The following is an 18,490-nucleotide window of genomic DNA, read 5'->3' on the forward strand; positions in this document are numbered from 1 at the left end:
GGACGCCATGAGCAGCACCACCCGCACGACCCCCGGCACGAGCACCGTCATCACCAACATCGCCACGCTGGTCACCAACGACCCCTCCCTCGGTGACGGATCCCCCCTGGGCCTGATCCGGGACGCGGCCGTCGTCATCGACGGCGACCGCGTCGCGTGGACCGGTGAATCAAGCAAAGCACCCGCCACTGACAATCGGGTCGACGCCGGCGGCCGTGCGGTGATCCCCGGCTTCGTGGACTCCCACTCCCACCTCGTCTTCGGGGGCGACCGCACCGAGGAGTTCAACGCCCGGATGTCCGGCCGGGCCTACAGCGCGGGCGGCATCCGGACCACGGTCGCCGCCACCCGCGCCGCGACGGACGCCCAACTCGAAGCCAACCTCACCCGTTACCTCGCCGAAGCCCTCCGCCAGGGCACCACGACCTTCGAGACCAAGTCCGGCTACGGCCTCACCGTCGAGGACGAGGCCCGCGCCCTGCGCATCGCCGCCGCCCACACCGACGAGGTCACCTACCTCGGCGCCCACATCGTCTCCCCCGACTACGCCGAGGACCCGGCGGGGTACGTCGCCCTCGTCACCGGCGAGATGCTCGACGCCTGCGCGCCGTACGCCCGTTGGATCGACGTCTTCTGCGAGAAGGGCGCCTTCGACGGCGACCAGGCGCGCGCGATCCTCACCGCGGGCAGGGCGAAGGGCCTGCATCCCCGCATCCACGCCAACCAGCTGTCGTACGGCCCCGGAGTCCAGCTCGCCGTCGAGCTGGACGCGGCCTCCGCCGACCACTGCACCCACCTCACGGACGAGGACATCGACGCGCTGGCCAACAGCGCCACCGTCGCCACGCTCCTGCCCGGCGCCGAGTTCTCCACCCGCGCCGAGTGGCCGGACGCCCGCCGCCTCCTCGACGCGGGCGTGACCGTGGCCCTGTCGACGGACTGCAACCCGGGCTCGTCCTTCACGTCGTCCGTGCCGTTCTGCATCGCCCTGGCGGTACGGGACATGCGCATGACCCCCGACGAGGCCCTCTGGTCCGCCACGGCGGGCGGCGCCCGCGCCCTGCGCCGCGACGACATCGGCCGCCTGAGCCCCGGCGCCCACGCCGACCTTGCCCTCCTCGACGCCCCCAGCCACGTCCATCTCGCCTACCGGCCGGGCGTGCCGCTGGTGACCGAGGCGTGGCGGCGCGGCCTGCGCGTCGCCTGACCGCCGGTCAGGCGGCCCCCGCCCGCCACCGCTGGTCCGGGTCCCCGTTCGAGTCGTCCAGTGACCGGAACACCAGCCCGTCCCCGCCGTCCGGCGTCACCGCGGTCTCCACGGCGATGGCGGGCCGGATCAGCCCGGCGTCGTCGACCACGAACTTCAGGTTCTGCGCGTTCCTCCCCGCCACCGACGAGCAGGTCCAGATGCCCACGCCCCGGTCTGTCGAGCCGCGGCTGTCCAGGCAGTAGTCCGGGTCGGCGGCCGACTGGAGCACGCCCCGCCCGGCGTCGACCCGCCAGCGCTGCGTGGCGGCCCGCGAACAGGGCGCCGTGATCACGTCCACGCCCTTGTCCAGGACCCCGTCCCGGATGTCCAGGCACAGCCCCGAGGCGACGTTCACGACCTGCGCGTAGGCGCTGCCCGGCGGGTACGTGGCCGGAGGCGGCGGCGGGGACGGCTTCGGCGGGCGGGTGGTGCGCGACGGGGACGGGCTCGCCGTCGGGGAGGGGGACTCGGAGATCCCGGAGGGCGATGGTGACGGGGATGCCGGGGACGCCGGTACCGTCGCGGTCACCGTCACCGCGGGCGGTGGCGTGGCGCTGATCCGGCTCGAGGCGTTCTCGGTGGGCGAGTCGCCCGGGGACAGCAGGAAGAACAGCAGCGGAGTGAGCGCCACACCCAGTCCCGCCGAGGCCAGCGCGACCCGCCGGGACGGCGGCCGTACCCGCTCCCGCGCGCTACGGCCGTCCGCGCCTGTTCCGCCGCCCCGCTCCCGCGCGCTACGGCCTTCCGGGCCCGGTCCGCCGCCCCGCTCCCACCCGATACGGCCGTCCGCACCTGCTCCGCCGCCCCGCTCCCACGCGACACCCCCGTCCGCGCCCGCTCCGCCGACTGCCCGCCCCCGCGCCGCATGGCCGCCCACGCCCGGTCCGCCGGTGATCCGCGCCGCGTACGCCGCACCGGCCCACGGCATCAGGCCCTCGGCCAGCGCGGTGCGCGGGGTGTCGCGCAGGGCGGTCTGCTCCTCGTACGCGGTGGTGCAGTGCGGGCAGTGCGCCATGTGCGCGACCAGGTCGGGGCTGTGCCGGGGCGAGTCCGGTCGTAGCGACTCCTCGATCAATCGCCAAAAGTCCTGGCAGCCGGGGTCGTCGGAGGCGGCCAGCCGGGCGCGCAGCAGGGACCGGCCGAGCGCGCCCAGCGCCGGCTCGATTCCGTAGGTCACGTCCTCGCGGGTGATGCCCAGCAGTACGGCGGTCCGCTCGGCGCTTTCCTGCTCCAGGACGCCGTACCAGATCAGGCCACAGGTGCGGGCCGGGAGCGTCCGGTACGCGGCGAGCATGGGCGGCACGGGTCCGTCGGGGCCGGCCGTGCTGAGGACCAGGAGCAGGCCCGCGTCGAGCGCCGCGGAACGGTCGTCCTCCGCCCAGCTCGCGGCCACCCGCCCGGCCAGCAGCAGGAGTTGGTGCCGCCACGGGACGGCCGGATCGGTGCCGCGTGCCGTCTCCCGGGCCGCCCGTGTGAACGCCTGCGCCGCCAGCTGGCGGGCCGCCGAGTCGCCGGTCGTGCACAGCCGGGCGTAGGCGAGCACCGACGCGCGGTGGCGGGCGCGCAGTTCCTGGAGCGCCGGGTAGGCGACGGCGGTGTCGGCGCGCAGCAGTTCGGTCAGCCGTGCGTCGGACGTGCCGGAGTGCACGCCGTCCACCGCGTCGTTGTCGGTCCCCTCCGGCCGAGCCATCCGCCCGCCTCCTCGCGTGTCCGCTGGGACCGGCCAAGTCCCTGACGTACCGGCCAGTTTGGAGGGTGACCATAGTGGTGGAGAGGGGCTTGCGGGGAAAGAGGTTACCGAGGGTAAAGCGGGGCGCGGCCGCGGGCGGACGCGGCTCGGCGCGGAAATGGCTCGGCGCGCGCATGGCTCGCCCGGCGCCCACAGGGCGCCGGGCGGAAAGCCGTGGGGGCCGGTGTCACTTCTCGACGTCAGCCCGGAAAGCCCGCGTGGGCCGGTGTCACTCCTCGACCGTCAACCCCTTGCGCAACCGCCCCAGCGTCCGCGACAGCAGCCGCGACACATGCATCTGCGAGATGCCCAGCTCCTCGCCGATCTCCGACTGGGTCATGTTGGCGACGAAACGCAGGGAGAGGATCTTCCGGTCCCGGTGCGGGAGTTCGGCGATCAGGGGCTTGAGGGACTCGACGTACTCGATGCCTTCGAGCCCGTGGTCCTCGTAGCCGATCCGGTCCGCGAGGGCGCCCTCGCTGTCGTCCTCCTCGGGCTGCGCGTCCAGCGAGGAGGCGGTGTAGGCGTTGGACGCGGCCATGCCCTCGACGACCTCGTCGTGGGACAGCCCGAGCCGCTCCGCCAGTTCCGCCACCGTGGGCGCGCGGTCGAGCTGCTGGGCCAGCTCGTCGCCGGCCTTGGCCAGGTCGAGCCGGAGCTCCTGCAGTCGGCGCGGGACGCGCACGGACCACGAGGTGTCGCGGAAGAAACGCTTGATCTCGCCGATGATGGTTGGCATGGCGAAGGTGGGGAACTCGACGCCACGGCTGAGCTCGAAACGGTCGATCGCCTTGATGAGGCCGATGGTGCCGACCTGGATGATGTCCTCCATCGGCTCGCTGCGGGAGCGGAACCGGGAGGCGGCGAACTTGACCAGGGCCAGGTTGAGTTCGACGAGCGTGTTGCGCACGTAGGAGTATTCGTGCGTGCCTTCCTCAAGCGCTTCCAGTCGCTCGAAGAGGGTCTTGGACAGGGCCCGTGCATCGACGGGACCGACCTCGTCGTACGGGGGGATCTCCGGAAGTCCGGCCAGTACGTCGTCCTGGACGCCGAAGGCGTCCTCCTGGGCCGCGAACGTCTCGCTGTCCTGCGCGATGGGATCCAGATGTTCCGAAGGGGGTGTCGACGTCGCCGTCCGGGTATGCGATGCGTCGAGCCGGGGTGACATGATGTCCTCCATCGTTCTCGGCATAAGGCTGCCGAAGCCAGTACGTGCACTGCGGTGTGCGGCGCCTCCAAAGCCGGCCGTGTTGGTTACGTGTCTCTACTAGCCCTACCCGCTTTCGCAAGTCGATCGCAAGTGCGCTCTGTGGGCATATGTCCGTTTCTGGGCGGATGTTCGGCTGTCGAAGAGTGTGGGGAAGGCGTAGTGTTCGAGGGCGACAGACAGCAGCCACGACCTCGGGAGAGAGAGACGGCATGGACCACGGGACGGTCGGCAGCGCACAGTCGGGCCGGCTTCTGGTGGAGGTGCGGGAAGAGGGCTCTAGTGCCGTCGTGACTCCGGCAGGTGAGCTGGATCACCACACCGCCGATCTGTTGCGCGAACCACTCGACGCATGCCTCGCCAAGGGCTTCAGCCGCCTGGTTGTGGACTGCTCACGGCTGGAGTTCTGCGACTCCACGGGGCTCAACGTGCTGCTCGGCGCCCGCCTGAAGGCGGAGGACGCCGGGGGCGGAGTGCATCTGGCGGGAATGCGGCCCGTCGTGGCTCGTGTGTTCGAGATCACAGGGGCGGATGCGGTCTTCACCGTGCACGACACGGTCGAGGCGGCCCTGTCCGGCGAGGGTGAGGCCGACTGAGCGCGCCGGGGCCTCCGAAGTGCCGGGCCGTCCCGAAGTAGGGGGTGTTCCCCCGGATCGGTCGGGCAGGAGACATCCTGAACATGTCGGCGGCCGTCGTGACCGAGCGCGCGGACACTGAGTACTGAGCACCGACCTATTCGTAACTGAACTCTTGAATCATGAACTGGTGAATCGGTGAGGTGAAGCGCTGATGAGCACCACCCGGCCCTACTCGCCGGGCGACCGCGGCCCGGAGCCCAGCGGCGCTTCCGGGGCGTCCGAGGGGGGCGTTCCAGGGACCGGGGCGTCCGAAGGGGGCGCGGCCGTGTCGTCGGGGGCACGTCAGGTCCGCAGGCTGGCCTTCGCCGGCGAGAGCGGTGTCGTGCCGCTGGCCCGCGACTTCGCCCGCCAGGCGCTGTACGCGTGGGGCTGGCTGCCGGCCGCGACCGCGGATCAGCGGGCCGCCGCCGAGGATGTGCTGCTCGTCGTGTCCGAGTTGGTCACCAACGCGTGCCTCCATGCGGAGGGGCCGGACGAGATGTTCATCACCTGCGACAACAAGGTGATCCGGATCGAGGTCTCCGACCGGGGGACGGGGCAGCCGGCGCCGCGGACGCCGCATCGGGCGGGGCGGCCCGGGGGGCACGGGATGTTCATCGTGCAGCGGCTCTGTCTGGATTGGGGGGTTGTACGAACCCCTGGTGTCGCCGGTAAGAAGGTGTGGGCGGAGTTGGGGGCGCCCGCGTAGCGCCGTACGGGGTGCTGTTGTTGGGTGGGTGCGGGCAGTTCGTGGTTTCTCGCGCAGTTCCCCGCGCCCCTTTCCCGGCGTTGCTCATCCGCACTTTTCCAGCACGCCCCGCGTCTTCCCCTCTCATCTCCCCGGGCGTACCTTGACGGCCCATCTGATGTGCCGTCAGGAATGAGGGGACCGTGTCGTACCAGAAGCGAACCGTCGCGCTCACGTCGGCCGCCGCCCTGGCCGGCGCGGCTGTACTGATGGCCGCCCCCACGGCCCACGCCGAGGTCGTCGACGTCAACTACCAGTGCAGGACGCCGATCGGTGACAAGAGCGCCGTCTCGCCGATCGACATCAAGGGCGTCAAGAGCGGCTCCGGCTACAAGATCACGATGTCCTGGCAGAAGGGCGTCTCCTCCAGCCCGGTCGAACTCGGCAAGGGCGCGATGAACCCGAGCGCCACGATCCAGCTGGGCGGCGCCGACAGCGGCACGATGACCGTGACCGGCCCCGCCAACCAGGCCGCCATCCCCGCCGACACGCCCATCAAGATCAACGACCTGTCGGGCACCTACACCCCGAAGAAGACCGGCAAGGTCACCTTCACGGCGGGTGTGCTGACCATCAAGGCCCTCGGTACGACGACGACCTGCACCCCGAGCAACGACCCAGGGCCGTCCCTCACGCTGGACGTCACCGCGTCGGCCGGCGGGGGAGCGCCCCAGGGCGGCGGCGACTCCGGGGCGGAGCTCCCGCAGACCGGCCCCGAGGACTCCGCGATCGCCCTCGGCACCCTCGGCGGAACGATCCTGCTGGCGGGCGCGGCGGGCGCACTGTGGCTGACGCGACGCAACCAGGCGGTGCGGGTACGCCGCTGAGCCGCCGCACGCAGGCGGTACGCCGCCGACCACCCCGGAGTACGACCGCTGGAGCCGCCGATGTCGTATCCCACCCGTGCCGCCCGTGCCGTATGCCTCTCGCTCCTCGCCCTGCTGTGCGCCGCGCCGGTGGCGACGGCGGCGGGCGAGGGCTGGTCCGTCGCGCCCACCGGGGGCGGCCGCCCCGCCTTCTACGCCGAGGGCGCGCCCGGCACGGCCCTTAGGGACACGGTCTCCGTGACGAACCGCACACGGCACCCGCTCACCCTCCGCCTGACCGGCACCGGCGTCCCCGTCACCTTCGCCGACGCCGGGATACGCGTCCCCGCCCGCACCCGCGCCGACATCCCGTTCACCGTGACCGTGCCGGAGCGGGCCGCGCCCGGCGACCGCCCGGGAACGATCGTCGTACGGGACGGCGACGGCAGGTCCCAGACCGTGCCCCTGCGGCTCAGGATCGGCGGTCCCGAGCTGTCCGCACTCACCGTCGAGAAGGTCGCCGTACGCGGTGACCACATCACGTACGACCTCGTCAACCGCGGCACCACCGACCTCGTCCCCACTCTCTCCGTGCACGTCGACGGTGTCTTCGGCACCCTCCTCGACCGCGCCCCGCGCACCCTCCCCGTCGAACTCGCCCCGGGCCGCCGCCTGCACCTCACCGAGCCCTGGCCCGACCGGCCCGCGCTGGACGCGGCCGAGGTACGGCTGACGGTGACCGCGGCGGGCGGGGCGCGGGACACCGCGCGGGCGTCGGCGCGGTTCGTGCCGTGGGGCGGGGTGGCGGCGGGCGGCACCCTGGCCGTCGTCACGGCGGCGGCCCTGGCGGCCGTACGACGACGAAGGCGCCCCACGACCCCCGGACCCGCGCCCGAACGCGCGCGGGAACAGGCCGAGTTGACGGGAGCGGCGACGTGAGGACGCGGTGTGTGGCCGCGGCGTTCGCGGCGCTGCTGCTGCTCGTGCCCCCGGCCGCCGCCGTCGCCGCCGACGGGCCGAGTGTGAAGCTGTCCAAGGCGCAGGCGGGTACCGGCGGTTCGATCACCGTGACCGGGAGCGGGTGGCGGGAGCGGGCGCTGCTGATGATCCTGATCTGCGGGCAGTCCGTGCCGTCCCGGGGCGTGATCGGTGGCACCAACTCCTGTGCCAACGCGGACGGCCGGGCCGTCACCACCGACGCCGAGGGCCGGTTCCGCAGGGAACTGCCGGTCGCCGAGCCGCCCGTGCCGTGCCCGTGTGTCGTGCACGTCGCCACCGTCACCGGCCCGAAGGCGCAGGCCGACGCCGTCTTCCAGGTGGCCGGGCACGCCGTCGAACCGCTGCCCGCCGAGCCGGCCGGCGGACGCCTGTCGGTGCTCGACGACACCCGGCTGGACGGCTCCAGTGGCCTGCTGACCTGGTTCGGGGCACCGCCCGCCCGCACCCTCGTCTTCACCGTCGGCAACGTCGGCACCTCGGCGATCAGGAACCCGGTCTTCCAGATCGGCACCTCGCACGGCGTGTTCGCGCCCGAGTGGGAGGAACGGCAGTGGCGCGGCACGGTCGAACCGGGCCGCAGGGCGCAGATCCGGCTGCCCGTCGAGCTGGCGGCGGGGGCGCACGGTGACTACAGCGTCTCCCTGAAGTACGGCGGGAAGGTCCTCGCCGAGCAGCCGTGGGCCGTGGGGCGGCCCTGGGGCGTGACGCTGTTCTGGGTCCTGGTGTGCCTGGTGGTGCCGGCGGCGGTGTTCCGCGCCGGGATGGCCGTGGTGGACCGGGTACGGCCGCCGCGGCCGGGCGGCGTCCGCCACCGGCGCCTGCCCGTCCGCTGGGTGAGCCCCCGTCAGCCGGAGCCCGCCCCCTCGAACTCGACCCTGCCGTGGTTCACCCCGGACGCCGATCCGGGCACGGCCGGTCGGCTCTCCGCACCGCACGACGACAGCCCGCCGAGTCGTACGACTCCGCTCAGAAAGGGACCCACGTGAGAACGCGAAGGAGAGTCACACCGGCCGGCCTCGTGATGCTGGTGGGCGGCGCCGGGATGCTGCTCGGCCTGGCCGCGGTGCCCGCGCAGGCCGCCGAGGTGTCGTACCGGACCGAGTGCGTACCGCCCGCCATCTCCGGGCTGCCGCCGGTGCAGGGCACCACCACGGTGGACATCAGCGCACCGGCGACCGCGAAGGTGGGCGACGAGGTGGAGGTGGTCTGGACGTTCGTGCAGGCGGCCTCGAAGAACCCCGACATCGTCGATCTGCCCGCGAACTCGGTGCAGCCGAGCGGCACGCTGAAGGCGGCCGGCGCCCAGGTCGCGGACATCGCGATGCAGGGGCCGCGGGAGAACCCGCCGATTCCCAAGGGCGCCGCCATGGTGCTGTCCGACATGAAGGGCACGCTGAAACTGACGACACCCGGCGCGGTGACGCTCACGCCCGACGCGTACACCATCAACGCCATGTCGACGGACACGCAGTGCGCTCCGCAGGAGGCGGTGAAGTCGGCGGCGACCATCAACGTCACGCCGGAGGACGGGGGTTCGGGTACGGGGAGTCCGACGCCCGATCCCACGCAGAGCGGGTCTGCGACCCCGACACCGACGGCCACACCTCCAGGCACCCCCAGCCCGACACCGACCGCGACCGGGACCGGGCAGACCGACTTCACCGGCAAGGAGGTCCAGGTCCCCTACGAGTGCAAGACGCCCATCGGGGACAAGAACGCCACCTCGCCGGTGCAGATCAACGCCCGGAACAACGGCGGGAGTTTCGATCTCACCGTGCAGTTCAAGAAGTCGGTGATGGACAGCCCCGCCGAGATCCCGAAGGACTCGGTCAAGCCGTCGATGGAGGTGGTGCTGGGCGGTGCCGACACCGGCACGGTCCACGTCGAGGGTCCCACCAACGCGGAGCCCATCAAGGCGGGCGACCCGATCGAGATCCCCGACCTGACCGGCACCTACAAGCCGGGCGCGAGCGGTGAGTCGACCCTGTCGCCGGGTGTGCTGACGATCGAGGCCCTCGGCACGACCACGACGTGCACACCGGCGAAGACCGAGGTCTCCCTCACCCTGGACACCACCGGACAGCCGGGCGGCGCCTCGGGCGGCTCGGCGTCCGGCGGCTCGTCCTCCTCCGGCGGTACGACCCCGGACGGCGGCCTCGCCGAAACCGGCGCCGACGACCAGGGCACCCTGCAGGCCCTGGGCCTGGTGGCAGGCACGGCGGTCCTGCTCGGCGCAGCGGTCTTCACGTTCCTTCCTGGAAGGAGGGCCAGGTAACCCACCTCGGGGCGATCACAGAACGCGACGGGGCCGCCGGAACCCACCTGGATCCCAGCGGCCCGTCGGGCTCAAGCCAACGCTAGTGAACGTCGCCCATGAGTTCCTTGACGCGCTTGCGGTACAGGAAGACCGCCACGCCGGCGAGGACCGCGAGGCCGGCCTCCGCGGCCACGACGCCGGTCTTGTTCAGGTCGACGCCGTAGGTGGAGAGCAGACCGGTGACGGCGTCGCCCGCGGTGACCGCGAGGAACCAGACACCCATCATCTGCGAGGCGTACTTCGCCGGGGCCATCTTCGTGGTCACCGACAGACCCACCGGGGACAGCATCAGCTCACCGGTCGTCTGGCAGAAGTAGATCAGCACGATCCACCACGGCGAGACCTTGCCGCCGTCGGACGCCACCAGGGGCAGCAGGAAGACGAAGAACGAGATGCCGACGAGGACCAGACCGCCCGCGAACTTGGCGATCGTGCTCGGCTCCTTGCGGCTGCGGGCCAGAGCCAGCCACACCGTGGCGAAGACCGGGGCCAACGCCATCACCATGACCGGGTTGACCGACTGGAACCAGGAGACCGGGAACTCCCAGCCGAAGACCTGCGTGTCGACGTGGTCCTTCGCGAAGATCGACAGGGTCGAGCCGCCCTGGTCGTAGATCATCCAGAACAGAGCCGCGGCGATGAAGAACCAGATGTAGCCGGACACCCGTGACTGCTCGGCGCCTGTCAGCTCCTTGTCGCGCTTGATACGCGCCAGGACGGTGATCGGAACGACCAGACCGATGATCATCAGCGGAACCATCACCCAGTTCAGGGTGTAGCTTCCGGTGCCGACGACGATGGCGTAGAAGACCACCGCGATCAGCAGCCAGATCATCGCCTTGCGCAGCGTGGTGTTGCGCTCCTCCCTGCTCAGCGGCTTCGGGACGACGCTGGAGCGGTCGGACAGGTGGCGGCTGCCGAGCAGGAACTGGGCGAGGCCCAGCGCCATGCCGAGCGCGGCGAGCGCGAAGCCGAGGTGCCAGTTCACCTGCTGGCCGACGGTGCCGATGGCCAGCGGCGCGGCGAAGGCACCCAGGTTGATGCCCATGTAGAAGACCGTGAAGCCGCCGTCGCGCCGCGGGTCGTTCGGCCCGTCGTAGAGGTGGCCGACCATCGTCGAGATGTTGGACTTCAGCAGGCCGGAGCCGATGGCCACCAGCAGCAGACCGAAGTAGAACGTGCCCGCGCTGGGCAGCGCCAGCACGAGGTGGCCGGTCATGATGATCGCGCCCGCGACGGCGACCGTCTTCCGGGGACCCCAGACGCGGTCACCGAACCAGCCGCCCGGCATGGCGAGCAGGTACACCGTCGAGACGTAGACGGAGTAGATGGCGATCGCCGTACCGGCGTCCAGGCCGAGCCCGGCGGGGGCGACCAGGTAGAGGGGGAGCAGTGCCCTCATGCCGTAGTAGGAGAAACGCTCCCACATCTCGGTCATGAAGAGAGTGGCCAGTCCGCGGGGGTGGCCGAAGAAGGTCTTCCCGGAACCGGGGGTGCCCGGAGAGGCCGAGTCCTTCGTCAGGCTGGACGCCATGGTCGATCCTTGCTGGGTCGGGACGCGATCCCAAGAAGCGATGCGCGCCCGGTGGGGGACGGCCGGCACCGGCGGATCGGTCGCCCACCCCCCACGCCCACGGGGAGTCCGCTCCGGATCACGGAGCGGTGGACGACGCCCACCGGGATCCACGCCTCGCGTGCTTCACGGCGCGCGGCCCGGCCACAGGTCATTCCTCTCAAGGCCGGCCGGAGCCGACCCGCGCACAAAAGCGACCTTCGGCTCAGGACAACCGCCAAAGGTCCCCTTGGTTGCTACAGGCGTCCAATCACCATACGGCAGGACACAGCCCGAAATGGAAGCACTTGAGACCGGGATCACAGGTGTCGCGGGAACCGCTGCCGCCCTTTCGAAGGTCGTCTGCAGGATCGCATGCCACAGATCCAGGTTCGTACCAATGCGCCGCAGGGTAAGAATCCCGGCCTGGCCATAGCCCTCCGGCTCTGGCCACGGGCGGACTACCATCACCTCATGACCCGTGTACTGCTCGCCGAGGACGACGCCTCCATCTCGGAGCCGCTGGCGCGCGCACTGCGCCGGGAGGGCTACGAGGTCGAGGTGCGCGAGGACGGCCCCACCGCGCTCGACGCGGGCATCCAGGGCGGCGTCGACCTGGTCGTGCTGGACCTCGGGCTGCCCGGTATGGACGGCCTGGAGGTGGCCCGCCGACTGCGCGCCGAAGGCCACACCGTGCCCATCCTGATCCTGACCGCGCGCGCCGACGAGGTGGACACCGTCGTCGGTCTGGACGCCGGCGCCGACGACTACGTCACCAAGCCCTTCCGGCTCGCCGAGCTGCTCGCCCGGGTCCGGGCCCTGCTGCGGCGCGGTGCCGCCGAGCCCCAGCAGCCGCCCGCCACGCACGGGGTGCGGATCGACGTGGAGTCGCACCGCGCCTGGATGGGCGAGGAGGAGCTGCAGCTCACCGCCAAGGAGTTCGACCTGCTGCGGGTCCTGGTACGGGACGCCGGGCGGGTCGTCACCCGCGACCAGTTGATGCGCGAGGTCTGGGACACCACCTGGTGGTCGTCCACCAAGACCCTCGACATGCACATCTCCTGGCTGCGCAAGAAGCTCGGCGACGACGCGGCCAACCCCCGGTACATCGCGACCGTGCGCGGCGTGGGCTTCCGCTTCGAGAAGAACTAGTCGCACCGGGCCGCCGCCGGGTGAGACGCGGGTAATACACGGGTAAGAGGACATGCGCCGCCGACTGATCCAGTCCACGCTCGCCGTGGTGCTCGTGGTGATCGCCGTCTTCGGCGTCTCCCTGGTCGTGGTGGAGACCCGGACGATCAGCAGCAGCGCCCAGGAGCGGGTGAAGTCCGAGGCGGTACGGCTGGCCGGCATCGTCGACAGCCGGATCCTCGGCGACGAGGAGATCACCCCCGAGATCCTCGTCGACCAGGTCGGCGACGACCGGTACGCCGTGGTCCACATCCCCGGCCGGCCGCCGATCGAGATCGGCCAGAAGCCGTCCGGCGACGTCATCGAGTCGACCCGGCGGGGGGAGCAGGGCGAGACGGTCACCGTCCAGGAGCCGCGCTCCGCGGTGACCCGGGAGGTCGGCCGCACGCTGCTGATCATCGGCGTGGTGGCGCTGATGGCGGTCGTCGCCGCGGTGCTGCTCGCCCTGCGGCAGGCCAACCGTCTCGCCTCACCGCTCACCGACCTCGCGGAGACCGCCGAACGCCTCGGCTCCGGCGACCCCCGGCCCCGCCACAAGCGGTACGGCGTCCCCGAGCTGGACCGCGTCGCCGACGTCCTGGACGGCTCCGCCGAACGCATCGCCCGCATGCTCACCGCCGAGCGCCGCCTCGCCGCCGACGCCTCCCACCAGCTGCGCACCCCGCTCACCGCGCTGTCCATGCGGCTGGAGGAGATCACCCTCACCGACGACCCGGCGACCGTGAAGGAGGAGGCGACCATCGCGCTCGCCCAGGTGGAACGCCTCACGGACGTCGTCGAACGTCTGCTGACCAACAGCCGCGACCCGCGCACCGGCTCCGCGGTCACCTTCGACCTCGACGAGGTCATCCAGCAGCAGCTCGCCGAGTGGCGCCCGGCCTACCGCCAGGCCGGCCGCGCGATCGTCAGCTCCGGCAAACGGCATCTGAAGGCGGTGGGCACGCCGGGCGCGGTCGCGCAGGTGCTGGCGGCGCTGATCGAGAACTCCCTGATGCACGGCGGCGGCACGGTCGCCCTGCGCACCCGCGTCACCGGCAACCAGGCGGTCATCGAGGTCACCGACGAGGGCCCCGGCGTCCCGGCCGACCTCGGCGCGCGCATCTTCGAGCGCGCGATCAGCGGCCGCAACTCCACGGGCATCGGCCTGGCCGTCGCCCGCGACCTGGCGGAGGCCGACGGGGGCCGCCTGGAGATGCTCCAGGCCAAGCCGCCGGTCTTCGCGCTGTTCCTGTCCCGTACGCCGGTGAAGAAGTCGTCGGAGGAGGAACGGACGGTCCGGTAGGGACACGGACCTGACATCGGACCTGACAGGCCCTACGGCCCCGGTGTCACACCCGGGCCCGCTGCGGCGGCCGTACCGGCTCCGAGGGGTCCGGGAACGCTTCCGCGCCGACCGCCGCCCCCCGGCCGGGCAGCGCCCTGAACACCCAGGTCCGGTAGGACCAGAACCGGAACAGCGTCGCGACACCGATGCCGAGGAACTTGAAGATGTTGCTCTGCAGCGGGCTGTCCCAGCCGAAGCCGTACGTCGCCGCGTACAGCACACCGTTCTCGATCACCAGACCGGCCGCGCTGAACAGCAGGAACAGCGTCAGCTCCTTCGTACGGCCGCTCTTGTCGCGGTCGCGGTACGTGAAGTACCGGAAGCCCATGTAGTTGAAGACGATCGCGACGACGGTCGCGATGACGCTGGCCCGCACGACCTGGAGATCGGTGACATGCCGTACCAGGTTGAACACGCCGAGGTTGACCAGCAGCCCGGCTCCCCCCACGGCACCGAACTTGGCGACCTCATCGACGAGCCGTCGTAGACCCGAGGAACCCGGTTTCATGGTGGTGGAGGCCCCCGTCGGTCGGTTTCGTCAACCCGGCCATGCTAACCACCCCGCTTCTGTGATCGCCCGTGTATGAGGTCACGGCTGCCGTCATGGCTGCCACAAGAGGCGGAAACCGGCCGACCTGGCGCGGCCGATACCCTGGGAGCGTGACGTTCCCGGTAGTCGGCATGGTCGGCGGGGGTCAGCTCGCGCGTATGACGCACGAGGCGGGCATCCCGTTGGGCATCAGGTTCAAGCTTCTCAGTGACACCCCGCAGGATTCCGCGGCGCAGGTGGTCAGCGATGTCGTGATCGGCGACTATCGCGACCTGGACACGCTGCGCGCCTTCGCACGCGGCTGTGACGTGATCACCTTCGATCACGAGCACGTACCCACCGAGCACCTACGCGCCCTGGAGGCGGACGGCATCCCCGTGCGCCCGGGGCCCGACGCGCTGGTGCACGCCCAGGACAAGGGCGTGATGCGCGCGAGGCTCGACGCGATCGGCGTGCCCTGCCCGCGCCACCGCATCGTGAGCGACCCGCAGGACGTCGCCGCGTTCGCGGCCGAGGGCGAGGGAGGCTTCCCCGTCGTCCTCAAGACCGTCCGCGGTGGCTACGACGGCAAGGGCGTGTGGGTGGTGACGTCGGTCGAGGAGGCCGCCGAGCCGTTCCGCGCCGGAGTGCCCGTGCTCGCCGAGGAGAAGGTCGACTTCGTACGGGAGCTGGCGGCGAACGTCGTCCGCTCCCCGCACGGCCAGGCGGTCGCGTACCCGGTGGTCGAGTCCCGCCAGGTGAACGGCGTCTGCGACACGGTCGTCGCGCCCGCCCCCGGCCTGGACGAGACCCTCGCCCTCCAGGCCGAGGAGATGGCGCTGAACATCGCCAAGGAACTCGGCGTCGTCGGCCACCTCGCCGTCGAGCTGTTCCAGACCCGCGACGGCCGCATCCTGGTCAACGAGCTGGCGATGCGCCCGCACAACTCGGGCCACTGGACCCAGGACGGCGCGATCACCTCCCAGTTCGCCAACCACGTCCGGGCCGTCCTCGACCTCCCGCTCGGCGACCCGCGCCCGCGCGCCAAGTGGACGGTCATGGTCAACGTCCTCGGCGGCGACTACCCCGACATGTACTCCGCGTACCTGCACTGCATGGCCCGCGACCCCCAGCTGAAGATCCACATGTACGGCAAGGACGTGAAGCCCGGCCGCAAGGTCGGCCACGTCAACACCTACGGCGACGACCTCGACGACGTGCTGGAGCGCGCCCGTCACGCTGCCGGCTACCTGAGAGGCACGATCACCGAATGAGCCCCGTTGTTGGCATCGTCATGGGGTCGGACTCCGACTGGCCCGTCATGGAGGCCGCCGCCAAGGCGCTCGACGAGTTCGAGATCGGCTACGAGGTCGACGTCGTCTCCGCGCACCGGATGCCGCGCGAGATGATCACGTACGGCGAGCAGGCCGCGGACCGGGGACTGAAGGTGATCATCGCGGGCGCGGGCGGAGCGGCCCACCTCCCCGGCATGCTCGCGTCCGTGACCCCGCTGCCGGTGATCGGCGTCCCGGTGCCGCTGAAGTATCTCGACGGCATGGACTCGCTGCTGTCCATCGTGCAGATGCCGGCCGGTGTGCCGGTCGCCACGGTCTCGGTCGCGGGTGCCCGCAACGCCGGACTGCTCGCGGCCCGTATCCTCGCCGCCCACGACGAGGAACTCCTCGGCCGGATGCGGGACTTCCAGCAGGACCTGAACGACCAGGCCACCGAGAAGGGCAAGCGCCTGCGCGCCAAGGCCGAGGGCGCGGGCAACGGCTTCGGCTTCGGGAAGTGACCGCGGTGACCTCACGGGAGGCGGCCCGGGAACTCCTGCGCGAGTTCCCGGTGGTCGACGGCCACAACGACCTGCCCTGGGCGCTGCGCGAGCAGGTCCGCTACGACCTCGACGCCCGGGACATCGCCGCTTCCCAGGCCGCCCACCTGCACACCGACCTGCCGCGGCTGCGCGCGGGCGGGGTCGGTGCGCAGTACTGGTCGGTGTACGTCCGCTCGGACCTGCCCGACGCGGTGCCCGCGACGCTGGAACAGATCGACTGCGTACGGCAGTTGCTCGCCCGGTACCCCGACGACCTGGCGCCCGCCCGGACGGCCGCCGACATGGAGGCGGCGCGCGCGGAGGGCCGTATCGCCTCCCTCATGGGCGCCGAAGGCGGCCACTCCATCGCCAACTCCCTCGCCACACTACGGGCGTTGTACGCGCTCGGCGTCCGCTACATGACCCTCACCCACAACGACAACATCGCGTGGGCGGACTCGGCGACGGACGAACCGAACGTCGGCGGCCTGTCGGCGTTCGGCCGTGAGGTGGTGCGGGAGATGAACCGCGAGGGCATGCTGGTCGACCTCTCGCACGTGGCGGCGACGACGATGCGGGACGCGCTGGACACCACCTCCGCGCCGGTGATCTTCTCGCACTCCTCCGCCCGCGCGATCTGCGACCACCCGCGCAACATCCCCGACGACGTCCTGGAACGCCTGCCCGCCAACGGGGGCGTCGCCATGGTGACGTTCGTACCGAAGTTCGTGCTCCAGGCCGCCGTCGACTGGACGGCCGAGGCCGACGACAACATGCGCGCGCACGGCTTCCACCACCTCGACACCACCGCCGAGGCGATGAAGGTGCACCGGGCCTTCGAGGAGCGCAACCCGCGCCCGGTCGCGACGGTGGCGACCGTCGCCGACCACCTCGACCACATGCGCGAGGTGGCCGGCAACGACCACCTCGGCATCGGCGGCGACTACGACGGCACCGCGTTCACCCCCGAGGGCCTGAACGACGTGTCCGGCTACCCGAACCTGATCGCGGAACTGATCGACCGCGGCTGGTCCAGGTCCGACCTCGCCAAGCTGACCTGGCAGAACGCGGTGCGCGTGCTGGGCGCGGCGGAGGACGTGGCCCGCGACCTTCAGGCCACGCGCGCACCGTCCAACGCCACCATCGAGTCCCTCGACGGGTGACCGGCGAGGGCGGGGCAGGCCCCGGCCCTACCCCGAACGCCCCGCTCACCAGGAGCCCCTCGGTGGCCCGTGCGACGGTGACCGTACAGCGATCGCCCGCGCACGTACGGAGCCCGCCATGGCCGATCTCCACAACGACCTGCACAGCCCCACGGAGGTCGGCGAGCTCGACGCCCTGTCCCTGGATGCCTCCTTCCCGGCCGGTCCGTACGCCCTCCCGGACGATCCGGACGCCGACCTGCTGGACCGGGCGCGCGCCCTGCTCGCCGCCCACCCCGTCGCCGACGGCTACAGCGGGCTGCCGTGGGCGCTGCGACATCTGCCCTGGTACGACCTGGAGCTGGGGGAGATCGCCGTCGACACGGACGTCCCGCGGCTGCGGCAGGGCCATGTCGGCGCGCTGTTCTGCTCGCTGCACCTGCCCGAGGGGCTGGCCGCCGACCGGGCCGTCGCCGCGACCCTGGAGCAGCTCGACCTGGTCCGCACGGTGATCGGCAACCACCCCGAGGGCCTGCGCCTGGCCCGCACCGCCGGGCAGGTCGTCGACGCCCGCAACTGCGGCCGTACCGCCGTGCTCCTCGGCCCGGCCACCGCCGCCGCGCTCGACGACTCCATGAGCCTGCTGCGGGTCCTGCACACCCTCGGCCTGCGCATCCTCACCCTCGTCGGCACCTCCTGGGCCAGCGAGGCCGGGCTGACCCGGTTCGGCGAGGAGGTCGTGCGCGAGATGAACCGCCTCGGAGTGCTCGCCGACCTCTCCGGCGCCTCCCAACCGACCGTGGAACGCGTCCTCGCCGCCTCCAAGGCGCCCGTCCTGTGCACCCGCTCCGGCGCCCGCGCCCTGCGCCCCCACCCCGCCAACCTCCCCGACGACCTGCTGGCCGGGCTGGGCGCGGCGAAGGGGCTGTGCCTGGTACCGCTGACGGCGGAGCAGACCGGGCCGACGGTCCGGGACGTCGCCGACCACCTCGACCACGTCCGCACCGTCGCCGGGCCCGGCTGCGTGGGCCTGTCCGGCACGTACGACGCCGGCTGCGCCCATCCGCAGGAGCTGACCGACGCCTCCTGCTACCCGCACCTCGTCGCCGAGCTGCTGCGACGGGGCTGGCCGGAGACCGACCTGGCGATGCTGACCTGGGGAAACGTGCAGCGCGTGCTGCGCACGGCGGACTCCACCGCCCGGGCGGCCCAGGAGCGACGCGAGCCGTCCACGGCACGGATCGCGGAGCTGGACGGCTGAGCG

Annotated in this window: 17 protein-coding genes; 13 read left to right on the forward strand and 4 right to left on the reverse strand. The window is 71.8% G+C overall.

Features of this window, described 5'->3' with window-relative positions; translation table 11 throughout:
• The first annotated feature begins 7 nt into the window (after window positions 1-7).
• A complete protein-coding gene (hutI, locus tag KWI83_RS31780) occupies window positions 8-1,207 on the forward strand; it encodes an imidazolonepropionase (RefSeq protein ID WP_218517843.1) in 1,200 nt (399 codons plus the stop codon).
• Window positions 1,208-1,214: 7 nt separating this feature from the next.
• Here the strand turns inward: hutI and KWI83_RS31785 are convergent, their stop codons facing one another.
• Together KWI83_RS31785 and KWI83_RS31790 are read right to left on the reverse strand one after the other, a co-directional pair.
• Complete coding sequence (locus KWI83_RS31785; RefSeq protein WP_218517844.1) at window positions 1,215-2,939, reverse strand: RICIN domain-containing protein; 1,725 nt, start codon at window positions 2,937-2,939, stop codon at window positions 1,215-1,217.
• Between the two features lie 268 nt (window positions 2,940-3,207).
• A complete protein-coding gene (locus KWI83_RS31790; protein WP_374106415.1) occupies window positions 3,208-4,146 on the reverse strand; it encodes an RNA polymerase sigma factor SigF in 939 nt (312 codons plus the stop codon).
• Between the two features lie 251 nt (window positions 4,147-4,397).
• Between KWI83_RS31790 and KWI83_RS31795 the strand changes: the two genes are divergently transcribed.
• The 6 genes from KWI83_RS31795 (at window position 4,398) to KWI83_RS31820 (ending at window position 9,630) form a co-directional block, all read left to right on the forward strand.
• Entirely contained in the window at window positions 4,398-4,781 is a 384-nt protein-coding gene (locus KWI83_RS31795; RefSeq protein ID WP_218517846.1) for an STAS domain-containing protein, read from the forward strand.
• Between the two features lie 193 nt (window positions 4,782-4,974).
• Entirely contained in the window at window positions 4,975-5,511 is a 537-nt protein-coding gene (locus KWI83_RS31800; RefSeq protein WP_218517847.1) for an ATP-binding protein, read from the forward strand.
• Between the two features lie 182 nt (window positions 5,512-5,693).
• Window positions 5,694-6,377, forward strand: a complete 684-nt coding sequence (locus KWI83_RS31805; RefSeq protein ID WP_218517848.1) for an LPXTG cell wall anchor domain-containing protein — start codon at window positions 5,694-5,696, stop codon at window positions 6,375-6,377.
• A 60-nt stretch (window positions 6,378-6,437) separates the two neighbouring features.
• Window positions 6,438-7,295, forward strand: coding sequence for a hypothetical protein (locus KWI83_RS31810; RefSeq protein ID WP_218517849.1), 858 nt, complete (start codon window positions 6,438-6,440; stop codon window positions 7,293-7,295).
• Window positions 7,296-7,306: 11 nt separating this feature from the next.
• Complete coding sequence (locus tag KWI83_RS31815) at window positions 7,307-8,341, forward strand: hypothetical protein (protein WP_308122293.1); 1,035 nt, start codon at window positions 7,307-7,309, stop codon at window positions 8,339-8,341.
• 35 nt (window positions 8,342-8,376) lie between these two features.
• Window positions 8,377-9,630, forward strand: coding sequence for a hypothetical protein (locus tag KWI83_RS31820; RefSeq protein WP_374106416.1), 1,254 nt, complete (start codon window positions 8,377-8,379; stop codon window positions 9,628-9,630).
• A gap of 82 nt (window positions 9,631-9,712) precedes the next feature.
• Here KWI83_RS31820 and KWI83_RS31825 read toward each other — a convergent pair whose 3' ends face one another.
• Window positions 9,713-11,206, reverse strand: a complete 1,494-nt coding sequence (locus KWI83_RS31825; RefSeq protein WP_218517851.1) for a peptide MFS transporter — start codon at window positions 11,204-11,206, stop codon at window positions 9,713-9,715.
• A gap of 492 nt (window positions 11,207-11,698) precedes the next feature.
• Between KWI83_RS31825 and KWI83_RS31830 the strand changes: the two genes are divergently transcribed.
• Together KWI83_RS31830 and KWI83_RS31835 are read left to right on the forward strand one after the other, a co-directional pair.
• On the forward strand, window positions 11,699-12,376 hold the full coding sequence (locus tag KWI83_RS31830; protein ID WP_218517852.1) for a response regulator transcription factor: 678 nt from the start codon (window positions 11,699-11,701) through the stop codon (window positions 12,374-12,376).
• A gap of 52 nt (window positions 12,377-12,428) precedes the next feature.
• Window positions 12,429-13,697, forward strand: a complete 1,269-nt coding sequence (locus tag KWI83_RS31835) for an ATP-binding protein (RefSeq protein ID WP_218517853.1) — start codon at window positions 12,429-12,431, stop codon at window positions 13,695-13,697.
• Window positions 13,698-13,743: 46 nt separating this feature from the next.
• Here KWI83_RS31835 and KWI83_RS31840 read toward each other — a convergent pair whose 3' ends face one another.
• Window positions 13,744-14,247: a GtrA family protein gene (locus KWI83_RS31840; RefSeq protein WP_218517854.1), complete on the reverse strand. Its 504-nt coding sequence runs from the start codon at window positions 14,245-14,247 to the stop codon at window positions 13,744-13,746.
• A gap of 152 nt (window positions 14,248-14,399) precedes the next feature.
• Here KWI83_RS31840 and KWI83_RS31845 point away from each other — a divergent pair, with 152 nt between their 5' ends.
• The 4 genes from KWI83_RS31845 to KWI83_RS31860 all read left to right on the forward strand — a co-directional run bounded on the left by KWI83_RS31845 (window position 14,400) and on the right by KWI83_RS31860 (window position 18,487).
• Complete coding sequence (locus KWI83_RS31845) at window positions 14,400-15,542, forward strand: 5-(carboxyamino)imidazole ribonucleotide synthase (RefSeq protein ID WP_218517855.1); 1,143 nt, start codon at window positions 14,400-14,402, stop codon at window positions 15,540-15,542.
• The gene (gene purE, locus KWI83_RS31850; protein WP_218517856.1) at window positions 15,539-16,063 is read left to right on the forward strand and encodes a 5-(carboxyamino)imidazole ribonucleotide mutase; all 525 of its coding nucleotides are present in this window, start codon (window positions 15,539-15,541) and stop codon (window positions 16,061-16,063) included. Before KWI83_RS31845 ends, purE begins: the two co-directional genes overlap by 4 nt.
• 5 nt (window positions 16,064-16,068) lie before the next feature.
• The gene (locus tag KWI83_RS31855) at window positions 16,069-17,247 is read left to right on the forward strand and encodes a dipeptidase (RefSeq protein ID WP_218517887.1); all 1,179 of its coding nucleotides are present in this window, start codon (window positions 16,069-16,071) and stop codon (window positions 17,245-17,247) included.
• A gap of 118 nt (window positions 17,248-17,365) precedes the next feature.
• The gene (locus KWI83_RS31860) at window positions 17,366-18,487 is read left to right on the forward strand and encodes a dipeptidase (RefSeq protein WP_218517857.1); all 1,122 of its coding nucleotides are present in this window, start codon (window positions 17,366-17,368) and stop codon (window positions 18,485-18,487) included.
• Window positions 18,488-18,490 lie beyond the last annotated feature (3 nt).

It is taken from the genome of Streptomyces sp. TRM70350 (genome assembly GCF_019219825.1).
Classification (GTDB): Bacteria; Actinomycetota; Actinomycetes; order Streptomycetales; family Streptomycetaceae; genus Streptomyces.